The organism is Actinacidiphila sp. bgisy167 (assembly GCF_057707665.1).
Genome location: NZ_JBYIQP010000002.1, coordinates 14,936 through 37,915, shown reverse-complemented (window position 1 = coordinate 37,915; position 22,980 = coordinate 14,936). Strand labels below are relative to the sequence as shown.

Sequence of the window (22,980 nt, the reverse complement as noted above, 5' to 3'; positions counted from 1 at the left end):
GTGTCCCGTTCACGCTCTGTGATCCAGTACACGGCGAGCGCGGTGCCGGGTGCAGTCACCGAAGACATGAAGCACATCGCTGGTCGTTAAGCTGGCCTTGTAGGTTCCTCCGAAGGACGCGCACGTGAAATCTGTCGGCATCGTCGCCGCAACACCGGGGCGACCGGGCGTGCGCCACCCTGGTACCGGCTCCGACGAGGAAACGTTCGAGACAAGGCGACGACGATGCGGCTGCGCGCACTGCTGGACACCGATTCCCTCGGCCTGCGGCTGCTCGGCGGCGAGGAGGAGCTGGACCGCGCGGTGCGGGGCGTGATGACCACCGACCTCAAGGACCCCAGCCGCTACCTGTCCGGCGGCGAGCTGGTGCTGACCGGGCTGGCGTGGCGCCGCGGGCCGGAGGACTCGGAGCGCTTCGTGCGGATCCTGGCCGCCGCCGGTGTCGCCGGGCTCGCGGCGGGGGAGGCCGAGTCCGGCCCCGTCCCGGACGACCTGGTGCTGGCCTGCGCCCGGCACCGGCTGCCGCTGTTCGCGGTCGACGAGGAGGTCGCCTTCGCCTCCGTCACGGAGCACATCGTCCGCCAGGTCTCCACCGAGCGGGCCGGGGACCTGGCCGCCGTGGTCGAACGGCACCGCAGGCTGATGACCGCCGGGCCCGGCGGCGGCGGTCCCGACGCCGTCCTGGACCTGCTCGGCAGCGACCTCGACCTGCGCGCCTGGGTGCTGTCCGCCACCGGGCGCCGGATCGCCGGCGCGATCCACCCGCTGCCCGCCGGCGCGGGGGCCCAGCTCGCCGCCGAGCACCTGGCCGCCGCCCGGTCCGGCCGCCGCGCGCCGTACCGCGCGCACGTCGCGGGGCGCCCCTTCTCGCTCTTCCCCGTCCGCGGCGGCGTCCCGGCCGACGACATCCGCGGCACGCTGCTCTCCGACTGGTTCCTGGCCGTCGAGGCCGACGCGGGTGACTGGCCGGCCGAGCGCCTGGACCTGCTGGACGGCGTCACCCAGCTCATCGCGGTGGAGCGCGAACGTCGGGACGCCACGCGCACCGTGCGCCGCCGGCTCGCCACCGAGGTGCTGGACCTCGTGCAGACCGGCGCGGCGCCGGGCGAGATCGGCGCCCGGCTGCGCCTGGCCGCCCCCGTGCCGGCGCCGGGGCTCGGCGCCGCGCCCCACTGGCAGGTCGTCGTCGCCCGCGTCGACTGGGCGGGCGACGGGCCCGCGGCGGGCCCGGCCGCCCAGGCCCTGCTGGAGGAGGCCCTGGTCGACCCGGGCGCTGTCGGACCCGACTCCGCCGACCTCGTCGCCGTCGCCCACACGGGCGAGGAGGCGACGGCCCTCGTCCCGTCGTCGTCGCTGGAGTCCGACGGCGCCGCCCCCGCGCTGACCGCCGAGGGCCTGCTCTCCGTTCTGATCGGCCCCCTCTCCCCGGGCCTCGGCGAGGACGGGCGACTCACCATCGGTGTCAGCTCCGCCGTCCACTCCGCCGACGGGCTGCGGGGCGCCCTGGAGGAGGCCCGCCACGCCCGCCGCGTCGCCGCCGCCCGCCCGGGCCGGGTCTGCGTCGCCGGCCATGAGGAACTGGCCTCCCACGTCCTGCTGCTGCCGTTCGTCCCCGACGACGTCCGCCGCGCCTTCACCGCCCACCTTCTGGACCCGCTGCGCGCCTACGACCGGCGGCACCGCGCGGAGCTCGTGCCCACGCTCGAGGCCTTCCTCGAGTCCGACGGCTCCTGGACCCGCTGCGCGAACCGGCTGCATCTGCACGTCAACACTCTGCGCTACCGCATCGGCCGGATCGAGCAACTGACGGGCCGCGACCTGTCGCGCCTCGAGGACAGGCTCGACTTCTTCCTGGCCCTGCGCATGAGCTGACGCGCCCCGGGCCGGAGCGGCACCGCACGGACCGCACCGTCGGCGACGGCGGCAGCCGCGTCGCCGGCCTGGGGCGCGAGGTGCCGCCGAAGGCGGGAAACCGATCACACGCCGTCCGCCCTCTTGGCGTGGCACCCGGTGTCGTGCTGGACTTCCGGCAACCGGCTCAATGGCGCGCTTCGGGGAGGGCAAGTGGCGGACATCGCCATGTCGGACGCAGAAGTGGGACCGAACGCGGCGGGTGGCGGTACGCCGCCCGACGTCTCGCGGCTGCGGGGCCGCGGGTGCTGGACGGAGGCCGCGCAGCTGCTCGCACCGCACGCGGAGCGCTTGCCCGGGGCGGCGACACGGCGGGCGGCGTTGCTGATCGAGCGCTGCATGTACACCCTGGACGGCTGGGCGGAGGCCGAGGACGCCCTGCGCACGGCGGAGGCACTGGCCCGTACGGACGACGAGCGCGGCGAGGCCGCCTGCGAACGCGGCAACCTGGCGTATCTGGCGACGCTCTTCGGCCTCCGCGACCGGGCCGACGAGGCGCGGGCCGCCCTGATGCGCAGCGCCGCGCTGCTGCCTCCCGGTGCGGCGGGGCGGCCGCTGCTGGACTTCCGGCGCGGGCTGGTCGCGGAGAACCTGGGCGAGGACTCGGCCGCGGCGCGTGCCGCCTACCGGCGGGCGCACGCGGGTGCGGTGGCCCACGGCGACCTGCTGCTGACCTCGTACACCTGGCGGCATCTGGCCGGGCTCGCGGCCCGCGACGGGGATGTCGCCGAGGCGCGCCACGGCTTCGCCGAGTCGCTGCGGATCCGGGTGGAGCTCGGCTACGCGGTCGGTGTCGCGCCCGCCCTGGCGGCGCTGGCCGGGGTCACCTCGGATCCCGAGGCCGAGCGGCTGCGCGCGGAGGCGGCGCGCCTGGTCCGGACGCTGGGCGGGGTGCCCGTGTGGCTGGCCGAGGAGCTGGAGGTGGACGCGGGCTGAGCCTCACGTCCCGCAGACGTGCCCGCGCACCAGTGACTCGACGGCCGCGAGGTCCCCGCCGGCCAGTGCCTCCAGCAGCGCCGCGTGCTGTGTGGCGTCGGTGACCAGGCGGGCGCTGGTGCCGCGCGCGGGAGCCGCGCCGGGTCGGGCGCACCCGTGGTCCTCGGTGACCGGCCACTGCGCCCTGCGGTGCAGCTCGTCCGCCACGGCGACGAGCTGCCGGTTGCCGGAGAGCTCCAGCAGGGCGCGGTGGAAGGCCCGGTCCGACTCTGCGTAGACGGCGCGGTCGCCCTGGGCCGCGGCGGCCACCGTGGCGTCGGCGAGCGGGCGCAGCTGCTCCCAGCGGGCCGCCGGGAGGGTGCGCGCCATGCGCAGGACGACGGGGACCTCCAGCAGCGCGCGCACCTCGGCGAGCTCGGCCATGTCCCGGCTGCTGCGCTCGGCCACCCTGAAACCCTTGTTCGGCATGGCCTCCACCGCGCCCTCACGGGCCAGCAGTTGCATCGCCTCGCGCACCGGGGTGGCCGAGACCCCGAAGCGCTCGGCCAGCGCGGGCGCGGAGTACACGGCCCCGGGGCACAGCTCGCCACTGAGCAGGGCGCCGCGCAGAGCGCCCAGCACCTGGTCGCGTACGGTCTGCCGCTCGGGCAGCCGGCGCGGCCGGGGGAATCCTCCGGCGCGGTCCGGGTCGCTCTCGGCACCGGGCTCGGCGTGCGGGTGGGCGCCCCGGACCCGCTCGTCGCCGCCAGGGGGCGACCCGGGCGCCGCGGGGCGCCGCGGGGCGCGAGGGGCGTGGTCCACAGGGCCTCCTTGGGGCAGTCGTGTGCGCCGGCGCACTACCCGGGGGTGGCTACGCCGCCCTCTATTGCAACACGCTGAGCGACCGGCCTCGCGCGCCCGGGGGACGGCCCGGCCTCCCCATCGTCCGGGACCGGCCGTGTCTCGGGCCGCGGTAGGTCTGGCCGCGGCACGCGTCCCGCTCACATGTTCCATACCCGAGGACCGGTTCGAGCATTTCGGTGATCTCACCACCACGCCGAACCTCTTTTGAGTCGTCTTGACCTGAAACCGCGTCACACCCGCCACGCCTTCGCCAATATGGCGCGCTGACGCCGTTTCGCGGCCCGAGCGCGACGGTACCGCGACGCAAGGAATCACACGATGAGACTTACGGACATAACGCTGGACTGGGCGCTCCCGGGCGCCGCGGGTCTGCTGGTCCTCGCCGCCGCGGCGGTGCTCCTGCACAACCGCAAGGCCCGCAAGGCGGACGCGGGCCAGGCCGATTCCTGGGAGCGCGCGGAAGAACGGCGCCGCAAGAAGGAGGCCGTCTACGGCACGGCCTCCTACGTCCTGCTCTTCGGGTGCGCCTCGGTCGCAGCGGCGCTCTCCTTCCACGGCCTGGTCGGCTTCGGCCGGCAGAACCTCGGCCTGTCCGGCGGCTGGGAGTACCTGGTGCCCTTCGGGCTGGACGGCGCCGCCATGTTCTGCTCGGTCCTCGCCGTCCGCGAGGCCAGCCACGGTGACGCGGCGCTGGGCTCGCGGCTGCTGGTGTGGCTGTTCGCCGGCGCGGCGGCCTGGTTCAACTGGGTGCACGCGCCCCGGGGAGGCGGCCACGCCGGCGCCCCGGAGTTCTTCGCGGGCATGTCGCTGTCCGCGGCCGTGCTCTTCGACCGCGCCCTCAAGCAGACCCGCCGGGCAGCCCTGCGCGAGCAGGGGTTGATCCCGCGGCCGCTCCCGCAGATCCGCATGGTCCGCTGGCTGCGTGCGCCCCGCGAGACGTACGGCGCCTGGTCGCTGATGCTCCTCGAGGGCGTCCGCACTCTGGACGAAGCCGTCGAGGAGGTCCGCGAGGACCGCGCCCGCAAGGAGCAGGAGGGCCTGCGCCGCCGCGAGCACGAGCGCCTGGAGCGCGCCCGCATCAAGGCGATCAACCGGCAGCACCGCATCTGGAACCGCGGCGGCAGCAAGTACGAACTCCCCTCCTCGGCAGCGGCCGGTAGCCAGGCCGGCGCGGAGCCCGCCATAGAAGCGGACAAGGCGGGACTGCCGCGGCGATCCCGTCCCGCCCTGTCGCCCGTGCGTGAGGAGACCCGCGCGACCATCGACCTCACCGCCGAGGACGACACCACGGCTCTCCCCAAGCTGGACTCACTGGAGCGCAAGCTCGCCGACCTGGAGCGCCAGTACGGCTGACAGCACGTGCCCCGGTCCGGATTCCCGGCCGGGGTGTCGGCGCCTCGCGGGACACTCGGTATGGCGGCTCGACGGCCGTGCCCTTGGGGGGACGGCCGTGTCCTCCCTTGGAGCGGCGGCCGGTCGTGGCGCGCGGCCGCGGGAAGGTGGTGCGGCGGCCGTTCGCCGGCGGTTCAAGCGACCCCGGCGTCGAGTGCGAACCAGACGATCTTCCCTGTGCCGTCGCCGTCGGGGCGGACTCCCCAGGCGTCGGCGAGCGACTGGACGAGCTGCAGTCCGCGCCCGGAGGTGCGGCGCTCGGAGGGGGCGCGCAGCCGAGGGTGGCGGGTCGTGAAGTCGCGCACCTCGACCGTGAGTCGGCTGCCGCTGCCGGACTGCAACGTCACGGTGAGAACGGCGCCGCGGTCGGTGTGGCACAGGGCGTTGGTGACGAGTTCGGTGGTGAGGAGTTCGGCGGTACCGGCCAGGGCGGGTACGCCCCAGCGCCGTAACGCCTCGCGCAGCATCCTGCGGACGTCGCCGACGGCCGGCAGATCGGCGGGCCGAAGGGGGCGGTGCAGTCGGCGAACCCCGTCGGGCCCTTCGGTCTCCGGGCCGTCACGTGGGACACGTGGAGCAGGCGGGACAGGCAGGGCGGGGTGAACGGGGTGGGCTGGCTGGACCGGCTGAACCGGCTGGACTGTCTTCGAAGGCTGTGAGTGCCGTGAGGACTGGACAGGCTGACGTTCCATCGGCTCCGCTCCGGCCGCTGACGCCCTTTCGGGGTCGAACATCGACGCGCAATGCATGCCCCGTCGCAGCCACGCTCAGTCATGTACTGACGACGGATCGTCCCGTCCCTCCATTGCATGCACTGCATGCAATGGATACACTGCTGGGGTGCAGCAGACAGACGCCGCGCACTCGCGGCTACGGGAAATGATCCTTGAGGGGGTGTACGCCCCCGGCCAGCGCCTGACCGAGCTCGAGGCCGCGGCGGTGCTGGCCATGAGCCGCACCCCGGTGCGCGAGGCGTTGCGGGCGCTGGTCTCCGACGGGCTGGTGCGGGCCACGGGGCGCGGGGTGAGCGTCGTCGACCTGGGGCCGCAGGCGCTGCGGCACGCGTACGAGGTGCGGGGCGCGTTGGAGGGGCTGACGGCGGAGCTGGCCGCCGAGCGGCAGCGGCGTGGTGAGATAGCGCCCGCCGAACTGACCGCCCTGGAGCGACTCGTGGCGGACGCGGAGGAGGCCGCGGACGACGGCCGGCCGGTCGACGCCGCCCGGCACAACCGGTGCTTCCACACCCGGATCGCCACACTCTCGGCGAACCCGGTGGCCGCCGGGTCGCTCGAGCGGCTGTGGGACCAGATCCATATCTCCACACGGCGGTCGCCGGCTGCGCCGGAGCGCCGCGGCCACATCGCCGCGCAGCACCGCCGGCTGCTGGCGGCGATCGCCGCCGGCCGCGCCGACGAGGCTCACGCGGCCGCCCGTGAGCACGTCAGGGACACCTGTGCCGCCCATGAGCGGGACGAGACGAACAAGGAGGGTTGACCGTGCCGGACATCAGCAAGCGCCACACCTACACCACCGAAGTCGTCTGGACGGGGAACCGGGGCTCGGGCACCAGTGCGTATCGCGCTTACGGGCGGGAGCACGAGCTCACCGCTCCCGGCCTGCCCGTTCCCCCGATACCCGGCAGCTCCGACCCCGCCTTCCGCGGCGACCGGGCCCGGTGGAATCCCGAGCAGCTGCTGCTCGCCGCGCTGTCGCAGTGCCACATGCTGTCGTATCTGCACGTGTGCACCGCCGCAGGCGTGGTGGTCACCGGCTACACCGACCGGGCGGAGGGAACTATGGAGGAGACCGGCGACGGCGGCGGGCACTTCACGGGTGTCCTGCTGCGGCCTCGGGTGGAGGTGTCCTCCGCCACCATGGTGGACGCCGCTGTCGAACTGCACTCCGAAGCCCACCGGCTGTGCTTCATCGCCGGCTCGGTCAACTTCCCCGTGCGCCATGAGGCAGAGGTCGCCGTCGCCTCGGACGGCTGACCTCCCCTCGTGGAGCGGGCGCCGGTCAGAGCAGGCCCCGCAGGACGTTGCCCTCGGTGGTGAGGTAGTTGGAGCGGTAGTCGAAGCGGCGCGCTCGAGCGAACAGCAGGTAGTAGTACTTCGCGTTCTCGCTGAACCAGTAGCCCGGGGTCAGGTCGCCCAGCTTCATGGGACGGGCGGTCACGTCCCGGACGACGGTGTAACCGTTGGCCACCTTGCAGTACCGCCTCTGCCGCCGGAACATCTCGGCGGCCCGCTGCCGGTAGATCTCCTTGCCCGTGACCAGCCACAGGAAGAAGCAGGAGTCCACGTACTCCGGGCGCAGCGGATAGGAGGGATCCAGGGCGCGCATGCCGCGGTAGTCCAGGCTCTCGGGCGGCAGACGGAAGGAGCGCAGGACGGCGGTCCAGCTGTTGTGGTAAGCCTCGCCCTCGGCGATGTGTCCGCTCTGGGCGAGCAGTCCGGCGTAGAAGGAGGTCAGTTCGGACTGTGCGTGCCCGGTGGCGGCGCCCGTGCGCATGTCCGCCTGACGGAACCAGAGCCGTCCCGAGCGGCGCTCGGAAAGGTGCCTGAGCACACCCGCGGTGAGCGTGGTGTACCAGGTGCGCAGGTCCTTGTCGCCGTACAGCTCCCAGCCGTCCCAGAGGTACTCGTAGAAGGAGTCGACGGGCGGGTCGAGGGTGGCGGTGGTGCCGGTCCACGCGCCCGTCTCGACGTTCATGCTGGTGCCGAGCAGGTTCAGCCGCGAGCGGTGGTCGTAGACGGCGAGCAGGGCCCGCTTCGCCGCGTTGTAGTACTTCCGGTTCCCGGTGAGCCGGGACAGCTCGCCGAACTCGGTGATGCAGGTGCCGATCTCCGCGAGGTGGTTCTCCTTGCCGGAGACCGCTCCGGTGGACAGGTTCACATAGCGGTAGGGGGCCCCGGTGGGCGACCGCGTGAAAGCTGGGAGCAGCCGGTCCGCCAGTTCGCGGGCGCGGTCGAGCAGCACCGGGTCCTTGGTGGCGAGGTGCCCCGACAGGAGTCCGCCGACCAGGCGGATGATCGCCTCGAAGACCTGCACGGGAGCGTCCTGTTCGAGCACGAGGTCGTCGCGCACCCACCGGACGGCAGCGTCCAGCTCCTCGTCCAGTTCCATCAGGTAGAGGGTGTCCAGCGCCTCGACGATCGTCAGGCCGAGGGTGCTGCCGGGGATGAAGAAGTCCGAACCGGTGCCGGTCAGCGGCCGCAACTCGTCGCGTCCCCAGGCGAGTCTGCGGTAGGCGTCCCATGCGGTGCGGAACTCGGCGACGGACGCGCGGGCGAGTGCCGCGTACGGGTCGGCGGAGGCCGCCGCGGTGCCGGGCAGGGACAGAGAGGGGACGGCGGCGAGAGGGGCGAGCCGGGCTGCGGTACCGAGGAATCTGCGCCGGGAGAGTCCGCGGGGACGCGCGATGTTTCTCATGCCCCGAAAACCCCGTCCGCCTTCCGGGCGTTACGGGACACCGCCGCATTGACGGGGAATCCATCCGGTGAGCCGACGCGAGGAGCTGAGATGCACGACGACCGACTGCTGGTCGAGGGCCGTCTGACCAGGGCCATGGACCAGTTCGTCCGGCCCGCCCGCTACGCCGACCGGGTGCCCCTGGTCATGTCGGCGTGGCATGTGGAGGACCGGCGGGAAGATCCCCTGCCGGTCGCCGAGGCGCTGAAGGCGTGGTCGGACGGAGAGTTCGAGCCGTTCTCCGTGGGCACCCCCTGGGGGCCGCCGTGGTCGACCAGCTGGTTCCGGCTGGAGGGCACGGTGCCGGCGGCTTGGGCGGGCCGCCGGGTCGAGGCCGTGATCGACCCGGGGTTCGGCGAGAACGGCCCGGGGTTCGTGGCCGAGGGCATGGTGTACGACGCCGAGGGCGTACCGGTCAAGGGCGTCCATCCGCTCAACCGCCACGTGCCGGTGGCTCGTCCGGCCGCCGGGGGCGAGCGGGTGAGCCTGCTGCTGGAGGCCGCGGCCAACCCCGCCGTGCTGCGGGACTGGCGGCCGACACCGCTGGGCGACGTGCTGACGGCCGGGTCCGCCCCGCTCTACCGCTTCGACACCGCCGAATTGGCCGTCCTGGACGAGGAGGTCTGGCACCTGGAGCTGGACGTGGAGGTCCTCGAGGGCCTGATGCACGAGCTGGAGTTCCACGATCCGCGCCGCCACGAGATCCTGCGGGCGCTGGAGGACGCCCTGGACGCGCTCGACCTGCACGACGTTCACGGCACCGCCGCGGACGCCCGTCGCGCCCTGGCCGAAGTGCTGTCCCGGCCGGCGCACGCCAGCGCGCACCGCGTCTCGGCGACCGGCCACGCCCACATCGACTCGGCGTGGCTGTGGCCACTGCGGGAGACCGTCCGCAAGGCGTCCCGCACCTTCGCGAACGTCACGGCGCTCGCCCGCGACTACCCCGAGCTGGTCTTCTCCTGCTCGCAGGCCCAGCAGTACGCCTGGGTCAAGGAGCACCAGCCGGTGGTCTGGCAGCGCATCCAGCAGGCCGTCAGGACGGGTAACTGGGCGCCCGTCGGCTCCATGTGGGTGGAGTCCGACGCCAACATGCCCGGCGGCGAGGCGCTGGCCCGCCAGCTCGTCCACGGCAAGCGCTTCTTCCTCGACGAGCTGGGGGTGGAGACGGAGGAGATCTGGCTGCCGGACTCCTTCGGCTACACCGCGGCCTTCCCGCAGCTGGCGAAGCTCGCGGGGGTCCGCTGGTTCCTCACCCAGAAGCTGTCCTGGAACCAGTCCAACAAGATGCCGCACCACACGTTCTGGTGGGAGGGCATCGACGGCACGCGCGTGTTCACGCACTTCCCGCCCGTCGACACCTACAACTCGCAGCTCTCCGGCCGCGAACTGGCCCACGCGGTGCGCAACTTCGCCGAGAAGGGGCGCGCCACCCGCTCCCTGGTGCCGTTCGGCTGGGGCGACGGCGGCGGCGGTCCGACCCGGGAGATGCTGGAGAAGGCGCGCCGACTGCGCAGTCTGGAGGGTGCGCCCCGGGTGGACATCGAGAAGCCGGCCGCCTTCTTCACGGCCGCAGAGACCGAGTACGGCGAACGGGCCCCGGTGTGGTCCGGTGAGCTCTACCTGGAGCTGCACCGGGCGACGTACACCACGCAGGCCAAGACCAAGCAGGGCAACCGGCGCAGTGAGCACCTGCTGCGCGAGGCCGAGTTGTGGTGCGCGACGGCCGCGCTGGACGGCTCGTCCTCGTACGCCTATCCGTACGAGGAGCTGGACCGGATCTGGAAGACGGTGCTGCTGCACCAGTTCCACGACATCCTGCCGGGCAGTTCCATCGCCTGGGTGCACCGCGAGGCACGCGACACCTACGCGCAGGTGCGGGAGGAACTGGAGGAGCTTGTCGCGGCGGCGGTGCGGGCACTGGGCGCCGGCGGTGGTCAGGGTTCTCCCTTCGTGCTCAACGCCTCGCCGTACGCGCGGCAGGAGGTGGTCGAGCTGGACGCCGCCGCGGCGGGCGCCCTGCCGCAGGGCGGCGACGCGCAGCTTCTGGGCGACGGCCGGGCGGCGGTGGCCGTCAGTGTGCCGGCGCTGGGCTGCGCGGCCGTCGAGGGAGGGGCGGACACCGCCGTGGAGCCGGTGGGCGCGATGCGCGAGGACGGCTGTCTCGTGCTCGGCAACGGCCTGCTTCGGGTCGCCGTCGACCGCGACGGTCTGCTGGCCTCGGTCCGGGACCTGAGCGCCGGCCGGGAGGTGCTGGCTCGGGGGGCGCGGGGCAACCTGCTGCAGTTGCACCCCGACCACCCCACCCGGTGGGACGCCTGGGACATCGACTGCCACTACCGGCGCAAGCACACCGACCTTACCTCGGCGGAGTCCGTGGAGCTGGTGGAGGAGGGGCCGCTGCGGGCCGCCGTCCGGATCGTGCGCACCTTCGGCGGCAGCCGGATCGTACAGGAGCTGCGGCTGACCGCCGGCAGCCGCCGTCTGGACGTGCTGACGGAGGTCGACTGGCACGAGTCGGAGAAGGTGCTGAAGGCGTCCTTCCCGCTGGACGTGCTCGCCGAGCGCTCCACCGCCGAGATCCAGTTCGGGCATGTGCACCGCCCCACCCACGCCAACACCGGCTGGGACGCGGCCCGGTTCGAGATCTGCGCCCACCGCTGGCTGCACGTCGGCGAGCCCGGCTACGGGGTCGCGCTGCTCAACGACTCCACGTACGGCCACGACGCGGGACGCTCCGGCACCGACACCACCGTCCGGCTCACCCTGCTGCGCGCTCCGCACAGCCCCGATCCGCACACCGACCAGGGCGCCCACCGCTTCCGCTACGCCCTGCTGCCCGGCGCGACGGTGGGCGACGCGGTCGCGGAGGGGCTCGCCCTCAACCTGCCGCTGCGGCAGGCGCGGTCACTGGCGTCGCGGCAACCGCTGCTGCGGGTCTCGCACCCGGCCGTCACCGTGGAGTCGGTCAAGCTCGCCGACGACCGCTCCGGCGACGTGGTGGTGCGCCTGTACGAGTCGCGGGGCGACCGCGCCTCGGGCACGCTCACCACGGAATTCCCGCTCGCCGGCGCCCGGGTCACCGACCTGCTGGAGCGCCCGCTGGAGGAAGCCGCACGCGAGGGCCGCGCGGTGGCCGTCACGCTGCGCCCGTTCCAGATCCTGACGCTGCGGTTGACTCCCGGGCCGCGTCAGTCGTCCCAGACGGCGACCGCCGTGCGGTCGCCGTCGTAGCCCTCGACCCTGGTCCGGGTGTCGCCGAGGAAGGCCTCAAGGCCCGGGGGCTCGGCGGCGCCCCACCGCTGCGTCAGGTGGGCGGCGAGGGCGGGCTCGCCGCGCAGCGGCCCGGCCAGGCCGCCGCTGCACAGCAGCAGGGTGTCGCCGGGGCGGGCCACTGTGGCGCGGAAGCGGAAGCGTACGGCAGGGCCGTCTCCCGACTCGGGGTCCTCCGGTTGCCAGGGGTCGAGGTCCTGCCACTCCCCGCCGCGGATGCGGTAGAGCCCGCCGTCGCCAGTCCCGAAGAAGAGCCGGATGCGGCAGTCGGGGTCGGCGGGCAGGAGGAGGCAGCGCAGGGTGGCGGTGTACTCGGCCGGGTCCAGACCCAGTTCCTGTCCGCGGGCCCGCAGCCGTCCGCGGCAGCGGTCGGTGAGCCGGTGCAGCCCGGACTTCAGGGAGCCCCGGCGAGAGGAGCGGATGTCCTCGCCGAGCCGGGCCCGGCTGCGGCCCACCGCTGCCGCCATCCACCTGCAGACGTCGTGGGCGGCGCGGTGGGCGGTGGCCGAGTCGCGCGGCCCGGTGGCGACGGCGACCAGCAGGAGAGCGTCGTCGCCGTCGCCGAAGCGTGCGGTCAGCACGGCGTCGCGGCGCGGCTCGCCCCGCAGGCGGGCGGTGGCGCCGCGCACCGAGGCCGTACGAAGTGTCAGCAGTCCGTAGCGGGCGCCGTCGAGTTCGGTGTCCGGGACGAGGTCGTCGAGTGCGTCCGGGTGCGCCTCAGGCCAGGCCGTGGGCTCGGGGTCGTATGTGGCCGAGCCGTCGCCGAGGTAGGGCGCCTCGGGGCGGGCCTGATCAGGCCCGGCTGCCGGGGCGGACGCGGCGGCGGGGATCTCTGGCGGCAGGGGTCCTGGGGGTTTTGGAGGGCCAGGGGGTGCCGCGGGCCTCCGGGGATCCGCGGCGGACCCTGCGGCCGGGACCCAGCCCGGGGGCAGCGCGGGCGGTTGCGGGGCCTGTTCGGCCGCTGTCCGCGGGTGGGGCGGGCCCTGGTGCTGCCAGGGGCGCGCGGCGGGTGGGACGGTTCCCGGCGGCGGGACCGGGCGACGCAGCCGCAGAGTGTCGGGCGAGCCCGCGTCGTCCGTGTCGGTGCCGCCGGGGCCGCCGCGGGATGGGCCGCCCGGGGCCGCCGTCCGATCCGTCGGCCACGGGTCGGCCTGCCGCGGCACCGCGTCGCGGCCGTCCGACCCCTCGGCCTCCGTCACTTCGCCGTCGGCAGCTTCGCTGTCGCCCCCTTCGCCGAGGGCGGAGAGCGCCGAGCTGTAGCGGTCGTCGAGCGTGTCGCCGACCTCCCGGCCGACGGAGTCCGGCTGCCCGTACAACTGCCGCCACCACTCGTCCTCCTGGCGGCGGCCCGTCTCCCCCTGCTGGCTCATGCCCCCAGTGTCCACCGGCGGCTGCGCGTCGGAACAGGGTTCGGGCACACGAACGGTCCGACGTACGAGCCCCTCCTCGGGCCGCACGTCGGACGATCCAGCAGGGACACCCTGCCAGGACAGGGCCCTGAGCAGCACTGCCGTACGGGTACGCCGGGTACGCCGCCGCCGAGGGGCGCCCCGAGTCGGCGCGCGCCGCACATACGGACAACTCGGCGCACGTACATGCGAGTTGTTCCACCAGGCGTGTGAGAGGGCACGGCCGAGGGAAGGTCACGTTCGAACATCGAAGGTGAAGGCGCGGTGAAACGCGCCTCGAACGGGCTGGAGGAGCCATGGTCTATTCGATCGTCCTCGGCGTCGTCATCGTCGCGCTCGGCCTCGGCAGCATCGTCTACACCTTCTGGCACGAGGGCAGCCCGCTGACCCTGCGCCGTGGCGGCGAGCGCCACAACGGACCCGGATGACCGCCGGCCCGGCACCCTGCGAGGGGGCCGGGCCGGGTCCGGTCAGTACACCTTGCGGTGACCGCCGCCGCGCTTGCGCTCGTACATCTCGCGCCCCGCGGCGGAGCGCGTCTTCCACTCGCGCCGGATCTCGGCGCGCAGCCGCGCGTCGGTGCGGGAGGCGATCCACGCGTTCTCACGGAGCAGCTTGCGGTAGCTGTCCAGCCGGCGGTGGGTCAGCGTGCCGTCCTCCAGGGCGGCGAGGACCGCGCACCCGGGCTCGGAGTCGTGCGAGCAGTCGTGGAAGCGGCATGCGCCGGCCAGTGCCTCGATGTCGGAGAAGGTCTGGGTGAGACCGGCGTCGGCGTCCCACAGTCCGACCCCGCGCAGCCCAGGGGTGTCGATGATCACCCCGCCGCCGGGCAGCGGCAGCAGGTCGCGCGTGGTCGTGGTGTGCCGGCCCTTGCCGTCGCTGTCTCGGATGGCCTGCACCTCCTGGACCTCGCGGCCCAGAAGTGCGTTGGTGAGCGTGGACTTGCCCGCCCCCGACTGCCCGAGCAGCACGGACGTGATGCCGCCCAGCGCCTGCGCCACCTCCGGCACCCCCTCGCCGGTGGCGGCGCTGACGACGAGGACCTCCACGCCGGGCGCCGCGCCGCGGGCGTCGTCCGCCAGAGGAGCGGGATCGTCGACGAGGTCGGCCTTGGTGAGGACGACCAGCGGCTGCGCACCACTGGTCCACGCCAGGGACACGAAGCGTTCGAGGCGCCCGAGGTCGAGTTCCGCGGCGATCGACACGGCGATGACCGCCAGATCGACGTTGGCCGCGAGGACCTGTCCCTCCGAGCGCTTGGAGGAGGTGGAGCGGACGAAGGTGGTGCGGCGCGGCAGCAGCGCGCGTACCGCGGGGCCGCCGGCCGGGGCCTCGTCGACGGCGACCCAGTCGCCGGTGCAGGCGATCCGCAGGGGATCGCGGGTGAAGACGTCTTCGGTGTCGGCGCGTACGGCCTTCAGACCGTGCTCGCCGTCGGGGAGGACGACGTCGCACAGCCCGCGGTCGACCCGGACGATGCGGCCGGGTGTGAGTCCCCGCTCCGCGTGGACGGCGAAGTCGATGTCGTGTGCCGAGTCCCAGCCGTAGGCGGTGAGCGCGGTGAACGGCTGCGGGACGGATCCGTTGGTCAACGGAGGAGAGCCCTTCGGGAGGGCGGTCGCGTGGTGCTGTGCCGTCGGATGCTTGGCGACGGGCCGGGTCAGCCGGCGACCGCTGAGGTGATGTCGATGATCTTCTGAATGCGGGCAGCGCCCATCGCGGCGACAGTCATCGTCCACACCTCCCAATTCGCTCGTGGTCTGACGGAAACACCCTAGCCGGTACGCCGGAGGACCCCGCAACGGTTTTTCCGGCGGGCTCACGCCGTCTCGCTGTAGCGCTCCCCCGCGTACTGCCGCACCACCGGCAAGACGGTCTCCGCGCCACCGGGCAGCCGGTCCAGCCGCACCAAGGAGAAGGCCTTGTGACCGTCGATCAGGTATGAGGGGTCGTCGTCCGGACGGCTGCCCGGCAGCGGCCACACCACCAGCCACAAACCGGTTTCGCCCGAGGTCGGCGAGCGGTGGACCGTGACGGCCGCGATGTCCCTCCATGCGAAGAACGACTCGTCATTGCCCGCCTGGCGCATGCCGATCCCCTCCGGCCCGACGCGCAGGCGCAGCGGTTTGCGCCAGCGCCCGTACGAACGGCCCGCGAGGCACCAGCAGCAGATCGCGCCGGGCGGCGCGACGGCGGCGAAGGCCGCGGGGCCGACGACGCGGCCGTGGACGAGTTCCCAGAACGAGTAGCTGTGGACGACGGCGATCGCCGCCCAGACCAAGGTCCAGGTGCCCGCCCGCCGCCCGTCCACGAACTGCCGTTCCTCCCCGAGCACGCGCGATTCCGGCCCCGAAACGGTCACCGGGACCGGCGGGCGCACCGAACGCGGCGCCGTCTCGAAGGCGGCGCCGCCGTGCTCGGCGAGCACAGCCGTCAGTTCGCGAACGCTCTGGTCCAGGTCCTCGCAGTGGACGAGCGTGTAACGCCGCCGGTCGCCGAGGGTACGGTCGGGCTTGCGGGGGAAGGCCACACCCGGCGCCGGCCACAGCATGAGTCGCGGCTTGGGCGGCGAGGTGGTCTCGCTGTCCCCTCTGTTGGGGACGTGCCAGAGGGAGACCGCGTCGATCTGCTCCCATGCGAGCTCCGCGTCGTGCAGCGTGATGCCGAACGCGTCGATCCGCAGCCGGAACGGCCGCCGCGCCTTGCGCAGGTCCTTCGCCCCGGCCCAGGCCGCGAGCCCCCCCCAGGAAGCCCAGCACCAGGGGGCCCGTCGCACTGCGCGAGGCGAGCAGCCACACCACTGCCACCCCGACCGTCGCCAGGCCTCCGGTCACCCATCGCCGGCCTCGTCTCACGAGCGTCCGCTCCACCGAGAACTCCACCGCTCCACCCCCTTGACGGCCCCACCCGCGTCTCATGATGCGCACACCGGTGCGTGCGGCTGCCGCCTCGAGCCGGGTGTTGCCCAACCGTGACGCCCGCCCCGTCGGCGGCTTCGAGCGTTCGCCGTCCCGTCACCGGTCATCCACCCGAGGAGGCGTCGGTGACGCGGGACATCGGGTTCCGCGGTGGGGCGCGGGTTCGGCATGCCTCGTGTCGAGCCCCGCGTCGTTGCGGTCGGGCACGCCGATCCCCATGTCCAGGTCGGCCGCCAACAGTCGGGTCGGGGGCGCGCCCCTGAAGTGCCGGTCCCGTTGTCACACCCTCGGAACGCCACGCCGTCGGGCGATCCACCGGGACCGGTTCTCTCACGCGCCGGAGCCGTCATCCCGAGCGCCGCTTGCCGGGGGCGTGCACTCGTGGGCGCTGATCCAGTGCCCGGCGTTCTGCGGCAGGGGCTGGGAGCCGGCCTCAGCCCGGAAGGTCAGGGTGAGGTGACGCCTGTCGTCTCGACCCGCAGGGCCAGCCGGCCAGGTGGTCGGTTGAGAGTCACAGGGCTGAGGCGGCGACCGGACGACGCGAGTTCCGCGGTGCCCCGGGCACGCGTGAGCGGCCCCGCGGACGTGGGCCAGTGCCCTCGTTCCCGGGACATAGAGCTCTATGGCGTCTCGCCGGATCTGCGCGCTGATCAGCGTGACGCGACGGCAGCGGCGGACACAGAACTCGGCGTCTGCGGAGGAGAACAGATGGGGCCAAGGGCGCCGCCTGCCGACTCGACCGATGTCCCGCGGCGGCCCGAACACGGCCTGGACGTCGTGGAGCGTCGCGCCGCGGTGCAGCGGACCGGTGGCTGCTGTACGGCCGAACCGGGCCAGGGTGCGTGGAGCGGTCACCTCGCGGAGTGCCGGGCGGCCGCTGTGGCGTCCACCGAGTCGCCGGCTGCACGCGGCCGACGGCACGCCCCTGTCCAGGAGCGGGAACGTCGCCGCGCGTCCGATTCGTTCAAGCCGTCCCGGGCTGCCCGGCCCTAGCGTTGCGGCATGACTCTTCGTATCGACGTCGTCGAAATCGTGGTGTCCGACATGGCCGCCTCCCTGGCCTTCTACCGCCGGCTGGGGCTGGAGATCCCCGCCGCGGCGGACGCCGAACCGCACGTGGAGGCGGCACTGCCCGGAGGACTGCGGCTGGCGTGGGACACCGAGGAGACGGTCCTGTCCTTCGATTCCTCGTGGACGCCGCCGCGGGGTGGCCACCGGATGGCGCTGGCCTTCGCGTGCGACGGTCCGACCGAGGTGGACGCGGTCTTCGCCGACCTGACCGAGGCCGGATACACAGGGCACCTGAAACCCTTCGACGCGCCCTGGGGAATGCGGTACGCCACGGTCCTCGACCCGGACGGGAACCCGGTGGACCTCTTCGCACGGCTGTCATGACCGGTGCACGACCTGGGCTCCCGGACCCTCGCCACCCCCCGAAGCGTGCGGCCCGGTGGAGGTGTGTCCGGCGGACGGCCGGGCCGTGCACCTACAGCAGTCCACCGAGCGGGAGGCCTGCGAGGGCGCGGACGTCCCGGGCGAGATGGGCCTGGTCGGCGTAGCCGGCGCGGGCCGCGACGTCGGCGAAGGTGTGGCCCTGGCGAGCCAGGCCCAGTGCGCGCTGGAGGCGCAGGATGCGGGCGAGGGTCTTCGGGCCGTAGCCGAAGGCGTCCAGGCAGCGGCGGTGGAGCTGGCGCGCGCTGAGCCCGGCGTCCTCGGCGACCGCGGCCACGCGGGCGCCGGCCGCCAGGCTCGCGGCGATCGCCGGTCCCCACGCGTCCGCCACGTGGCGGACGCCGCGCGCCAGGAGCAGCGACTCCAGGGCGGCGCCGGGGTCGGCGGCCGCGGCGACGCGCTCGGTGAGCCGGCGCGCCTCGGCGCCGGGCCACAGCGCGTCCAGCGCCACCCGGCGGTCGCGCAGTTCGTGCGCGGGCACGCCGAGCACGTCGGGCCCGACGCCGGGGGCGAAGCGCAGCCCCGCGTAGCGCGTGCCGGGCGGGCTGCCGGACAGGTGGGCGGCGGTGTCGGGGCCCGCCGCGAAGAGCCCGGTGTCCTCGCCCCAGATCAGGTCGGTGCACCCGTCGGGCAGCACGCGGGCGGCCCTGGCGCCCGCTGTCCGCGTCCACAGCACGGCGCCGGGCACGGAGGAGCCCCTTTCCCGGTACACCGCTCCAGCATGGCACCGGCCACTGACACCGCCCGCATCCGGGCGCGGTCCGGCCCTTGCTATGACGAGGAACGGCCGTGGCCGCCCGGGGCCTTCCGCGCCCCGCCGTGCCCGGCCAGGGCCGCCGGACGGGAGCGCCTCAGTCGCGCGGCTGCTTGCCGCCGTCCTTGCCCGAGGGGCGGCGGCCGCGCAACCGGGACCGTACGTCCTCCGGTGGCAGGAAGCCCGCCCAGCGTTCGGGGAATTCGGCCGGCGCGTCCTCCGGGCCGACCTCGTCGTCCGGACCTGCGTAGAACGCGGCGCGGCGGGCGGCCGCCTCGGCGACCAGGTCTGCGGCGGCGCGTACCCTGGCCCGGGCGTTCTCCTCGCGGGCGGCCGCCGTCTCGATCGACGGCCACACCCGGTCGATGGCGGCGTTGACGGCGGCTCCCACGAGTACCGCGAAGGCCGACACGAAGATCCACAGCAGTACGGCGACGGGCGCGGCCAGCGACCCGTAGATGGTCGGGCCCTCGACGGTCTGGGTGAGGTAGATGCGGAGCACGAAGCTGCCCAGGACCCAGATCAGCAGGGCGACGGCCGCTCCCGGCATGTCCTCGTACCAGGGCGACCGCACCGGTACCGAGACGTGGTAGAGCGTGGTGAGGAACGCGATCGACAGCACGATGACGACCGGCCAGTACAGTATCCGGATCACGGCCTCGCTCCACGGCAGCAGCGACACCACCACGTCCGGCCCGATGACCATCAGCGGCATGACGACCGCGCCGATCACCAGGGCCACGACATAGAGCAGCAGGGCCAGCAGCCGCGTCTTGATGATGCCGCGCCTGCCCTCCAGCCCGTACATGATCGTGATCGTGTCCACGAAGACGTTGAGGGCGCGCGATCCGGACCACAGGGCGATGAGGAAGCCGATGGAGATCACGTCGGGCCGGCCGCCGCCGAAGACGTCGTCGACCAGGGGCCGCAGCAACTGGTCGACGCCCTTGTCGGACAGGACGGTTGCGGCGGCCGTGAGGATGTTGCCGCGGATGTTGTCGATCGTGTCCGTGCCGATGACCTCGTCGACGTAGCCGATGGCGCCGACGAGGCTCAGCAGCAGCGGCGGCAGCGAGAGCAGCACGAAGAAGGCCGCTTCGGCGGCGAGTCCGGTGACGCGGTACTCCATGCACGAGTTGACCGTGTCCTTGAGCAGCAGCCAGCCGACCTTGCGCTTGGATACGTTCCGGTAGAGGGCCTGCGCCCGGTGGAGGCGGCCTCGCCGGGGCCGCTCGGGTGTTTCGTCTGCTGCCTGCACGCGCCTACCGTAACTGCCATGAGTCCTCCCACACACACCGTGACCAACCAGGCTCCGCCCCTGGTCGGGTATGACGTGTACGCCGCCGACACCACCCTGGTGGAGGGGGTGGCACGGCATGTGGCGCCCGAGCTTCGGGAGGAGGTCCACCGGGAGCTCGGCGACATCGGCCGGGCCGCCGGTTCCTCGCAGGCGCGGGGGTGGGCGGAGGCCGCCGACGCCCACCCACCGGTGCTGCGCACCCACGACCGGTACGGGCACCGGATCGACGAGGTGGAGTTCCACCCCGCCTGGCACCGGCTGCTGGGGCGGGCCGTGTCCTCCGGACTGACCGACGCCTGGTCGCGCCCCGGCGGTCACCTGCGGCGCGCGGCGGGCTTTCTCGTGTGGTCGCAGGCCGAGGCCGGGCACGGCTGCCCGGTGTCGATGACGCACGCGGCGGTGCCGGCGCTGCGGGCCGACCCGGAGCTGGCCGCGGAGTGGGAGCCCCGGCTCGCGTCGCGGGTGTACGACCCCCGGCTCGCGGCGCCCGGGGGCAAGCCCGGGGCGCTGTTCGGCATGGGGATGACCGAGAAGCAGGGCGGCTCGGACGTGCGGGCCGCCACCACACGGGCGGAGCCGCTGGCGGAGGAGGGCACATACCTGCTCACCGGGCACAAGTGGTTCTGCTCCGCGCCGATGTCGGACGCCTTCCTCGTCCTGGCGCAGGGCCCCGGCGGGCTGACCTGCTTCCTGCTGCCGCGAGTGCTGCCGGACGGCTCGCGCAACGTCTTCCTGATCCAGCGGCTCAAGGACAAGCTGGGCAACCGCTCCAACGCCTCGGCGGAGGTGGAGTTCGACGGTACGTGGGCGCGCCGGGTCGGCGAGGAGGGGCGCGGGATCGCGACCATCATCGAGATGGTGGCGGCCACCCGGCTGGACTGCGCGACCGGTTCGGCCGCGCTGATGCGGCAGGCGGTGGCACAGGCGGTGCACCACGCCGGGCACCGCTGCGCGTTCGGCGGGCTGCTGATCGACAAGCCGCTGATGCGCAACGTCCTGGCGGATCTGGCGCTGGAGTCGGAGGCGGCCACGACGACCGTGTTGCGGCTGGCGGCCGCGTACGACACGGACGACGAGCAGGAGCGGCACCTGCGGCGGCTGGCGGTGGCGGTCGCCAAGTACTGGATCACCAAGCGCTGCCCGCCCCTGGTGGCCGAGGCCCTGGAGTGCCTGGGCGGCAACGGCTACGTCGAGGAGTCGGGGCTGCCGCGGCTGTTCCGCGAGTCGCCCCTGAACTCGGTGTGGGAGGGTTCGGGCAATGTGCAGGCCCTGGACGTGCTGCGGGTGCTGCAGCGGGAGCCGCAGGCGCTGAACGCCTTCCTCGGCGAGATCGGCCTGGCGCGCGGCGCGGACCACCGGCTGGACCGCGCGATCACCTCGCTGCTGACGGAACTGGCCGATCTGGAGGGGATCGAGGCGCGGGCGCGCCGGGTGGTCGAGCGCATGGCGCTGGTGCTGCAGGGCTCGCTGCTGGTGCGGTTCGCCCCGGCGGCGGTCGCGGACGCCTTCTGCGCCTCACGGCTCGGCGGCGACTGGGGGGCGACCTTCGGCACCCTGCCGAACGGCCTGGATCTGGCGGCGATCGTGGAGCGGGCGCGCCCGCCGGTGTGAGTTGGGGGGCGGGTGCGGCGGCGGTCCGCCCGAGGTCCCGACGGAGGGACGGGACCCGCGGGGAAACGTTCCGCCGCCGCGCCGCACGGAGGGTGGTGCCGCGCCGACTCGGCACCACCCCCGGCCTCGCCTCACCGTCGTACGGATTCAGGGCTCCGTACGAGTAGCGTGATGCGCCGTCACTGTCCGTCAACTGCAGGCATATTCGCAACCGTTGCAGACGGTTGCAAGGTATTGGCCTGATATCCCATCGCGGGGAACGGCTCGGCGGCACCATATGCAGTGGTGTGGCAGCACCGAGCCGTCGCTGTCACTGCCGGGGCGCGTACAGCGCGGCGCACACGGACGCGGGGAGCACCATGAGCCAGGTTCCGATCGACGCACGGTCGTTGTCGGTCCATTCAGCGGGGGAACCGCGCCGTTCCGCGCGGCTGCTCGCCGGCATGCGGGACGCCGCCTTGAGCGGCGGACCGGGCGGTACGGTGCCCAGGCCGATCATCCAGGACTCCTGGCGACGTGCCCTCGACCTCGGTGTCGACCCCGACAACGGCAGTCAGACCGGCGTGCTGACCGCCGACGAGATCGAGGTGCGCCGGCGCCGCACCCCGCTGGGCGACGTACTGCCGGCACTGCGCGACGGGCTGGTCTCGGTCGCCGACGAGGCCCGGCACATCATGGTGGTGACCGACCCCGAGGGGCGGGTGCTCTGGCGGGACGGCAGCCTGGCCGTGCGCAGGAGCGCGGACCGGCTCGGCTTCGCGGAGGGTGCGTCGTGGTCGGAGGAGGCCGTCGGCACCAACGCGATCGGCACCGCCCTGGTCACCGGTCGCCCCATGCAGGTGCACTCCGCCGAGCACTTCGTACGGGTGCACCACCAGTGGACGTGCGCCGCCGCCCCGCTGCACGACCCGCGCGACGGACGGCTGCTGGGCGCGGTGGACGTCAGCGGGCCCGCGGCCGCCATGCACCCCACGATGCTGTCGCTGGTGACCGCCGTGACGAGGGTCGCCGAGGCCGAACTGCGCAGCCGGCACTGGGCGGCCGTGGACCGGCTGCGCTCGGTCGCCGCCCCGCTGCTGGCCCGGATGCCGGGCCGGGCGGCGGTCGTCGACCCCAACGGCTGGACGGCGGCCGTGACCGGGATGCCGCCCGTCGAGCGGATCACGCTGCCCGCCAACCCGAGCGCCGGACGCACCTGGGTGCCCGCACTGGGCACCTGCACCCTGGAGCCCCTGCCGGGCGGCTGGCTGGTACGGGTCGGCCCGCCGGAGGAGGCGCCGGCGGCCGGGCACGTGGTGCTGGACCTCGGCCGTCCCCGTACCTGGACGGTGAGCGTCTCCGGTGCGGCCGGCGGCTGGTCGCAGGAGCTCAGCCCGCGCCACGCCGAACTCCTCTTCGTGCTCGCCCTGCACCGGGACGGCCGCAGCGCCGCGGAACTCGCCGGCGACCTGTTCGACGACCCGTCCCGCACCGTGACGGTGCGCGCCGAGATGTCCCGGTTGCGCCGCACCCTCGCCGGGGTGCTCGACCACCGCCCCTACCGCTTCGCCGACGGAGTCCACGTCGAGGTCGTACGCCCCGCCCATCCCATGGACCTCCTCCCCCACTCGACGGCCCCCGCCGTCCGCGAGGCACGCCTGCGGCAGTGACCCGGTCGGACTCCCTGTCCCGGCCACCCCGCACCCCGACCGCCCACCGCAGCGAGCCGCCGAC

Annotated in this window: 18 protein-coding genes; 10 read left to right on the top strand and 8 right to left on the bottom strand. The window is 73.9% G+C overall.

What is annotated here, in order from left to right:
- Positions 1-225 precede the first annotated feature (225 nt).
- Positions 226-1,872 (top strand): PucR family transcriptional regulator, encoded by a 1,647-nt coding sequence (locus AC3ET4_RS01215; protein WP_431944862.1) that lies wholly within the window; start codon positions 226-228, stop codon positions 1,870-1,872.
- Positions 1,873-2,079: 207 nt separating this feature from the next.
- The gene (locus AC3ET4_RS01210; protein ID WP_431944860.1) at positions 2,080-2,847 is read left to right on the top strand and encodes a hypothetical protein; all 768 of its coding nucleotides are present in this window, start codon (positions 2,080-2,082) and stop codon (positions 2,845-2,847) included.
- 3 nt (positions 2,848-2,850) lie between these two features.
- Here AC3ET4_RS01210 and AC3ET4_RS01205 read toward each other — a convergent pair whose 3' ends face one another.
- Positions 2,851-3,648, bottom strand: coding sequence for a GntR family transcriptional regulator (locus AC3ET4_RS01205; protein WP_431944858.1), 798 nt, complete (start codon positions 3,646-3,648; stop codon positions 2,851-2,853).
- A gap of 360 nt (positions 3,649-4,008) precedes the next feature.
- Here AC3ET4_RS01205 and AC3ET4_RS01200 point away from each other — a divergent pair, with 360 nt between their 5' ends.
- Entirely contained in the window at positions 4,009-5,043 is a 1,035-nt protein-coding gene (locus tag AC3ET4_RS01200) for a DUF2637 domain-containing protein (RefSeq protein ID WP_431944856.1), read from the top strand.
- Between the two features lie 173 nt (positions 5,044-5,216).
- Here AC3ET4_RS01200 and AC3ET4_RS01195 read toward each other — a convergent pair whose 3' ends face one another.
- Entirely contained in the window at positions 5,217-5,576 is a 360-nt protein-coding gene (locus tag AC3ET4_RS01195) for an ATP-binding protein (RefSeq protein ID WP_431945077.1), read from the bottom strand.
- Between the two features lie 346 nt (positions 5,577-5,922).
- On the opposite strand from AC3ET4_RS01195, the gene AC3ET4_RS01190 reads away from it, so the two are divergent.
- A complete protein-coding gene (locus AC3ET4_RS01190) occupies positions 5,923-6,576 on the top strand; it encodes a GntR family transcriptional regulator (RefSeq protein ID WP_431944854.1) in 654 nt (217 codons plus the stop codon).
- A gap of 2 nt (positions 6,577-6,578) precedes the next feature.
- Entirely contained in the window at positions 6,579-7,073 is a 495-nt protein-coding gene (locus AC3ET4_RS01185; RefSeq protein ID WP_431944852.1) for an OsmC family protein, read from the top strand.
- Between the two features lie 25 nt (positions 7,074-7,098).
- Here the strand turns inward: AC3ET4_RS01185 and AC3ET4_RS01180 are convergent, their stop codons facing one another.
- Positions 7,099-8,514, bottom strand: coding sequence for a glycoside hydrolase family 47 protein (locus AC3ET4_RS01180; RefSeq protein ID WP_431944850.1), 1,416 nt, complete (start codon positions 8,512-8,514; stop codon positions 7,099-7,101).
- Positions 8,515-8,604: 90 nt separating this feature from the next.
- Between AC3ET4_RS01180 and AC3ET4_RS01175 the strand changes: the two genes are divergently transcribed.
- Entirely contained in the window at positions 8,605-11,784 is a 3,180-nt protein-coding gene (locus AC3ET4_RS01175) for an alpha-mannosidase (protein WP_431944848.1), read from the top strand.
- Here AC3ET4_RS01175 and AC3ET4_RS01170 read toward each other — a convergent pair.
- Positions 11,742-13,193: a protein phosphatase 2C domain-containing protein gene (locus AC3ET4_RS01170; protein WP_431944846.1), complete on the bottom strand. Its 1,452-nt coding sequence runs from the start codon at positions 13,191-13,193 to the stop codon at positions 11,742-11,744. The two genes, AC3ET4_RS01175 and AC3ET4_RS01170, sit on opposite strands and share 43 nt — an antisense overlap.
- A gap of 335 nt (positions 13,194-13,528) precedes the next feature.
- On the opposite strand from AC3ET4_RS01170, the gene AC3ET4_RS01165 reads away from it, so the two are divergent.
- On the top strand, positions 13,529-13,660 hold the full coding sequence (locus tag AC3ET4_RS01165; RefSeq protein ID WP_431944844.1) for a hypothetical protein: 132 nt from the start codon (positions 13,529-13,531) through the stop codon (positions 13,658-13,660).
- A gap of 42 nt (positions 13,661-13,702) precedes the next feature.
- Here AC3ET4_RS01165 and rsgA read toward each other — a convergent pair whose 3' ends face one another.
- Positions 13,703-14,824, bottom strand: coding sequence for a ribosome small subunit-dependent GTPase A (rsgA, locus tag AC3ET4_RS01160; RefSeq protein ID WP_431944842.1), 1,122 nt, complete (start codon positions 14,822-14,824; stop codon positions 13,703-13,705).
- A gap of 227 nt (positions 14,825-15,051) precedes the next feature.
- Entirely contained in the window at positions 15,052-16,008 is a 957-nt protein-coding gene (locus tag AC3ET4_RS01155) for a hypothetical protein (protein WP_431944840.1), read from the bottom strand.
- A 1,144-nt stretch (positions 16,009-17,152) separates the two neighbouring features.
- Here AC3ET4_RS01155 and AC3ET4_RS01150 point away from each other — a divergent pair.
- Positions 17,153-17,545, top strand: a complete 393-nt coding sequence (locus AC3ET4_RS01150) for a VOC family protein (RefSeq protein ID WP_431944838.1) — start codon at positions 17,153-17,155, stop codon at positions 17,543-17,545.
- A 91-nt stretch (positions 17,546-17,636) separates the two neighbouring features.
- On the opposite strand, the gene AC3ET4_RS01145 is transcribed toward AC3ET4_RS01150, so the two are convergent.
- Both AC3ET4_RS01145 and AC3ET4_RS01140 read right to left on the bottom strand, forming a co-directional pair.
- Positions 17,637-18,314: a helix-turn-helix domain-containing protein gene (locus tag AC3ET4_RS01145; protein ID WP_431944836.1), complete on the bottom strand. Its 678-nt coding sequence runs from the start codon at positions 18,312-18,314 to the stop codon at positions 17,637-17,639.
- A 139-nt stretch (positions 18,315-18,453) separates the two neighbouring features.
- Complete coding sequence (locus AC3ET4_RS01140; RefSeq protein WP_431944834.1) at positions 18,454-19,614, bottom strand: YihY/virulence factor BrkB family protein; 1,161 nt, start codon at positions 19,612-19,614, stop codon at positions 18,454-18,456.
- An 18-nt stretch (positions 19,615-19,632) separates the two neighbouring features.
- On the opposite strand from AC3ET4_RS01140, the gene AC3ET4_RS01135 reads away from it, so the two are divergent.
- On the top strand, positions 19,633-21,267 hold the full coding sequence (locus AC3ET4_RS01135) for an acyl-CoA dehydrogenase family protein (RefSeq protein ID WP_431944832.1): 1,635 nt from the start codon (positions 19,633-19,635) through the stop codon (positions 21,265-21,267).
- A 359-nt stretch (positions 21,268-21,626) separates the two neighbouring features.
- Positions 21,627-22,916: a helix-turn-helix domain-containing protein gene (locus AC3ET4_RS01130; protein WP_431944830.1), complete on the top strand. Its 1,290-nt coding sequence runs from the start codon at positions 21,627-21,629 to the stop codon at positions 22,914-22,916.
- Positions 22,917-22,980 lie beyond the last annotated feature (64 nt).

Coding starts and splice junctions, on each gene's coding strand:
- AC3ET4_RS01165 (WP_431944844.1), top strand. CDS start 13,529: ATGGTCTATTCGATCGTCCTCGGCGTCGTCATCGTCGCGCTCGGCCTC.
- AC3ET4_RS01130 (WP_431944830.1), top strand. CDS start 21,627: ATGAGCCAGGTTCCGATCGACGCACGGTCGTTGTCGGTCCATTCAGCG.
- AC3ET4_RS01200 (WP_431944856.1), top strand. CDS start 4,009: ATGAGACTTACGGACATAACGCTGGACTGGGCGCTCCCGGGCGCCGCG.
- AC3ET4_RS01175 (WP_431944848.1), top strand. CDS start 8,605: ATGCACGACGACCGACTGCTGGTCGAGGGCCGTCTGACCAGGGCCATG.
- AC3ET4_RS01210 (WP_431944860.1), top strand. CDS start 2,080: ATGTCGGACGCAGAAGTGGGACCGAACGCGGCGGGTGGCGGTACGCCG.
- AC3ET4_RS01180 (WP_431944850.1), bottom strand. CDS start 8,514: ATGAGAAACATCGCGCGTCCCCGCGGACTCTCCCGGCGCAGATTCCTC.
- AC3ET4_RS01215 (WP_431944862.1), top strand. CDS start 226: ATGCGGCTGCGCGCACTGCTGGACACCGATTCCCTCGGCCTGCGGCTG.
- AC3ET4_RS01170 (WP_431944846.1), bottom strand. CDS start 13,193: ATGAGCCAGCAGGGGGAGACGGGCCGCCGCCAGGAGGACGAGTGGTGG.
- AC3ET4_RS01135 (WP_431944832.1), top strand. CDS start 19,633: ATGAGTCCTCCCACACACACCGTGACCAACCAGGCTCCGCCCCTGGTC.
- AC3ET4_RS01150 (WP_431944838.1), top strand. CDS start 17,153: ATGACTCTTCGTATCGACGTCGTCGAAATCGTGGTGTCCGACATGGCC.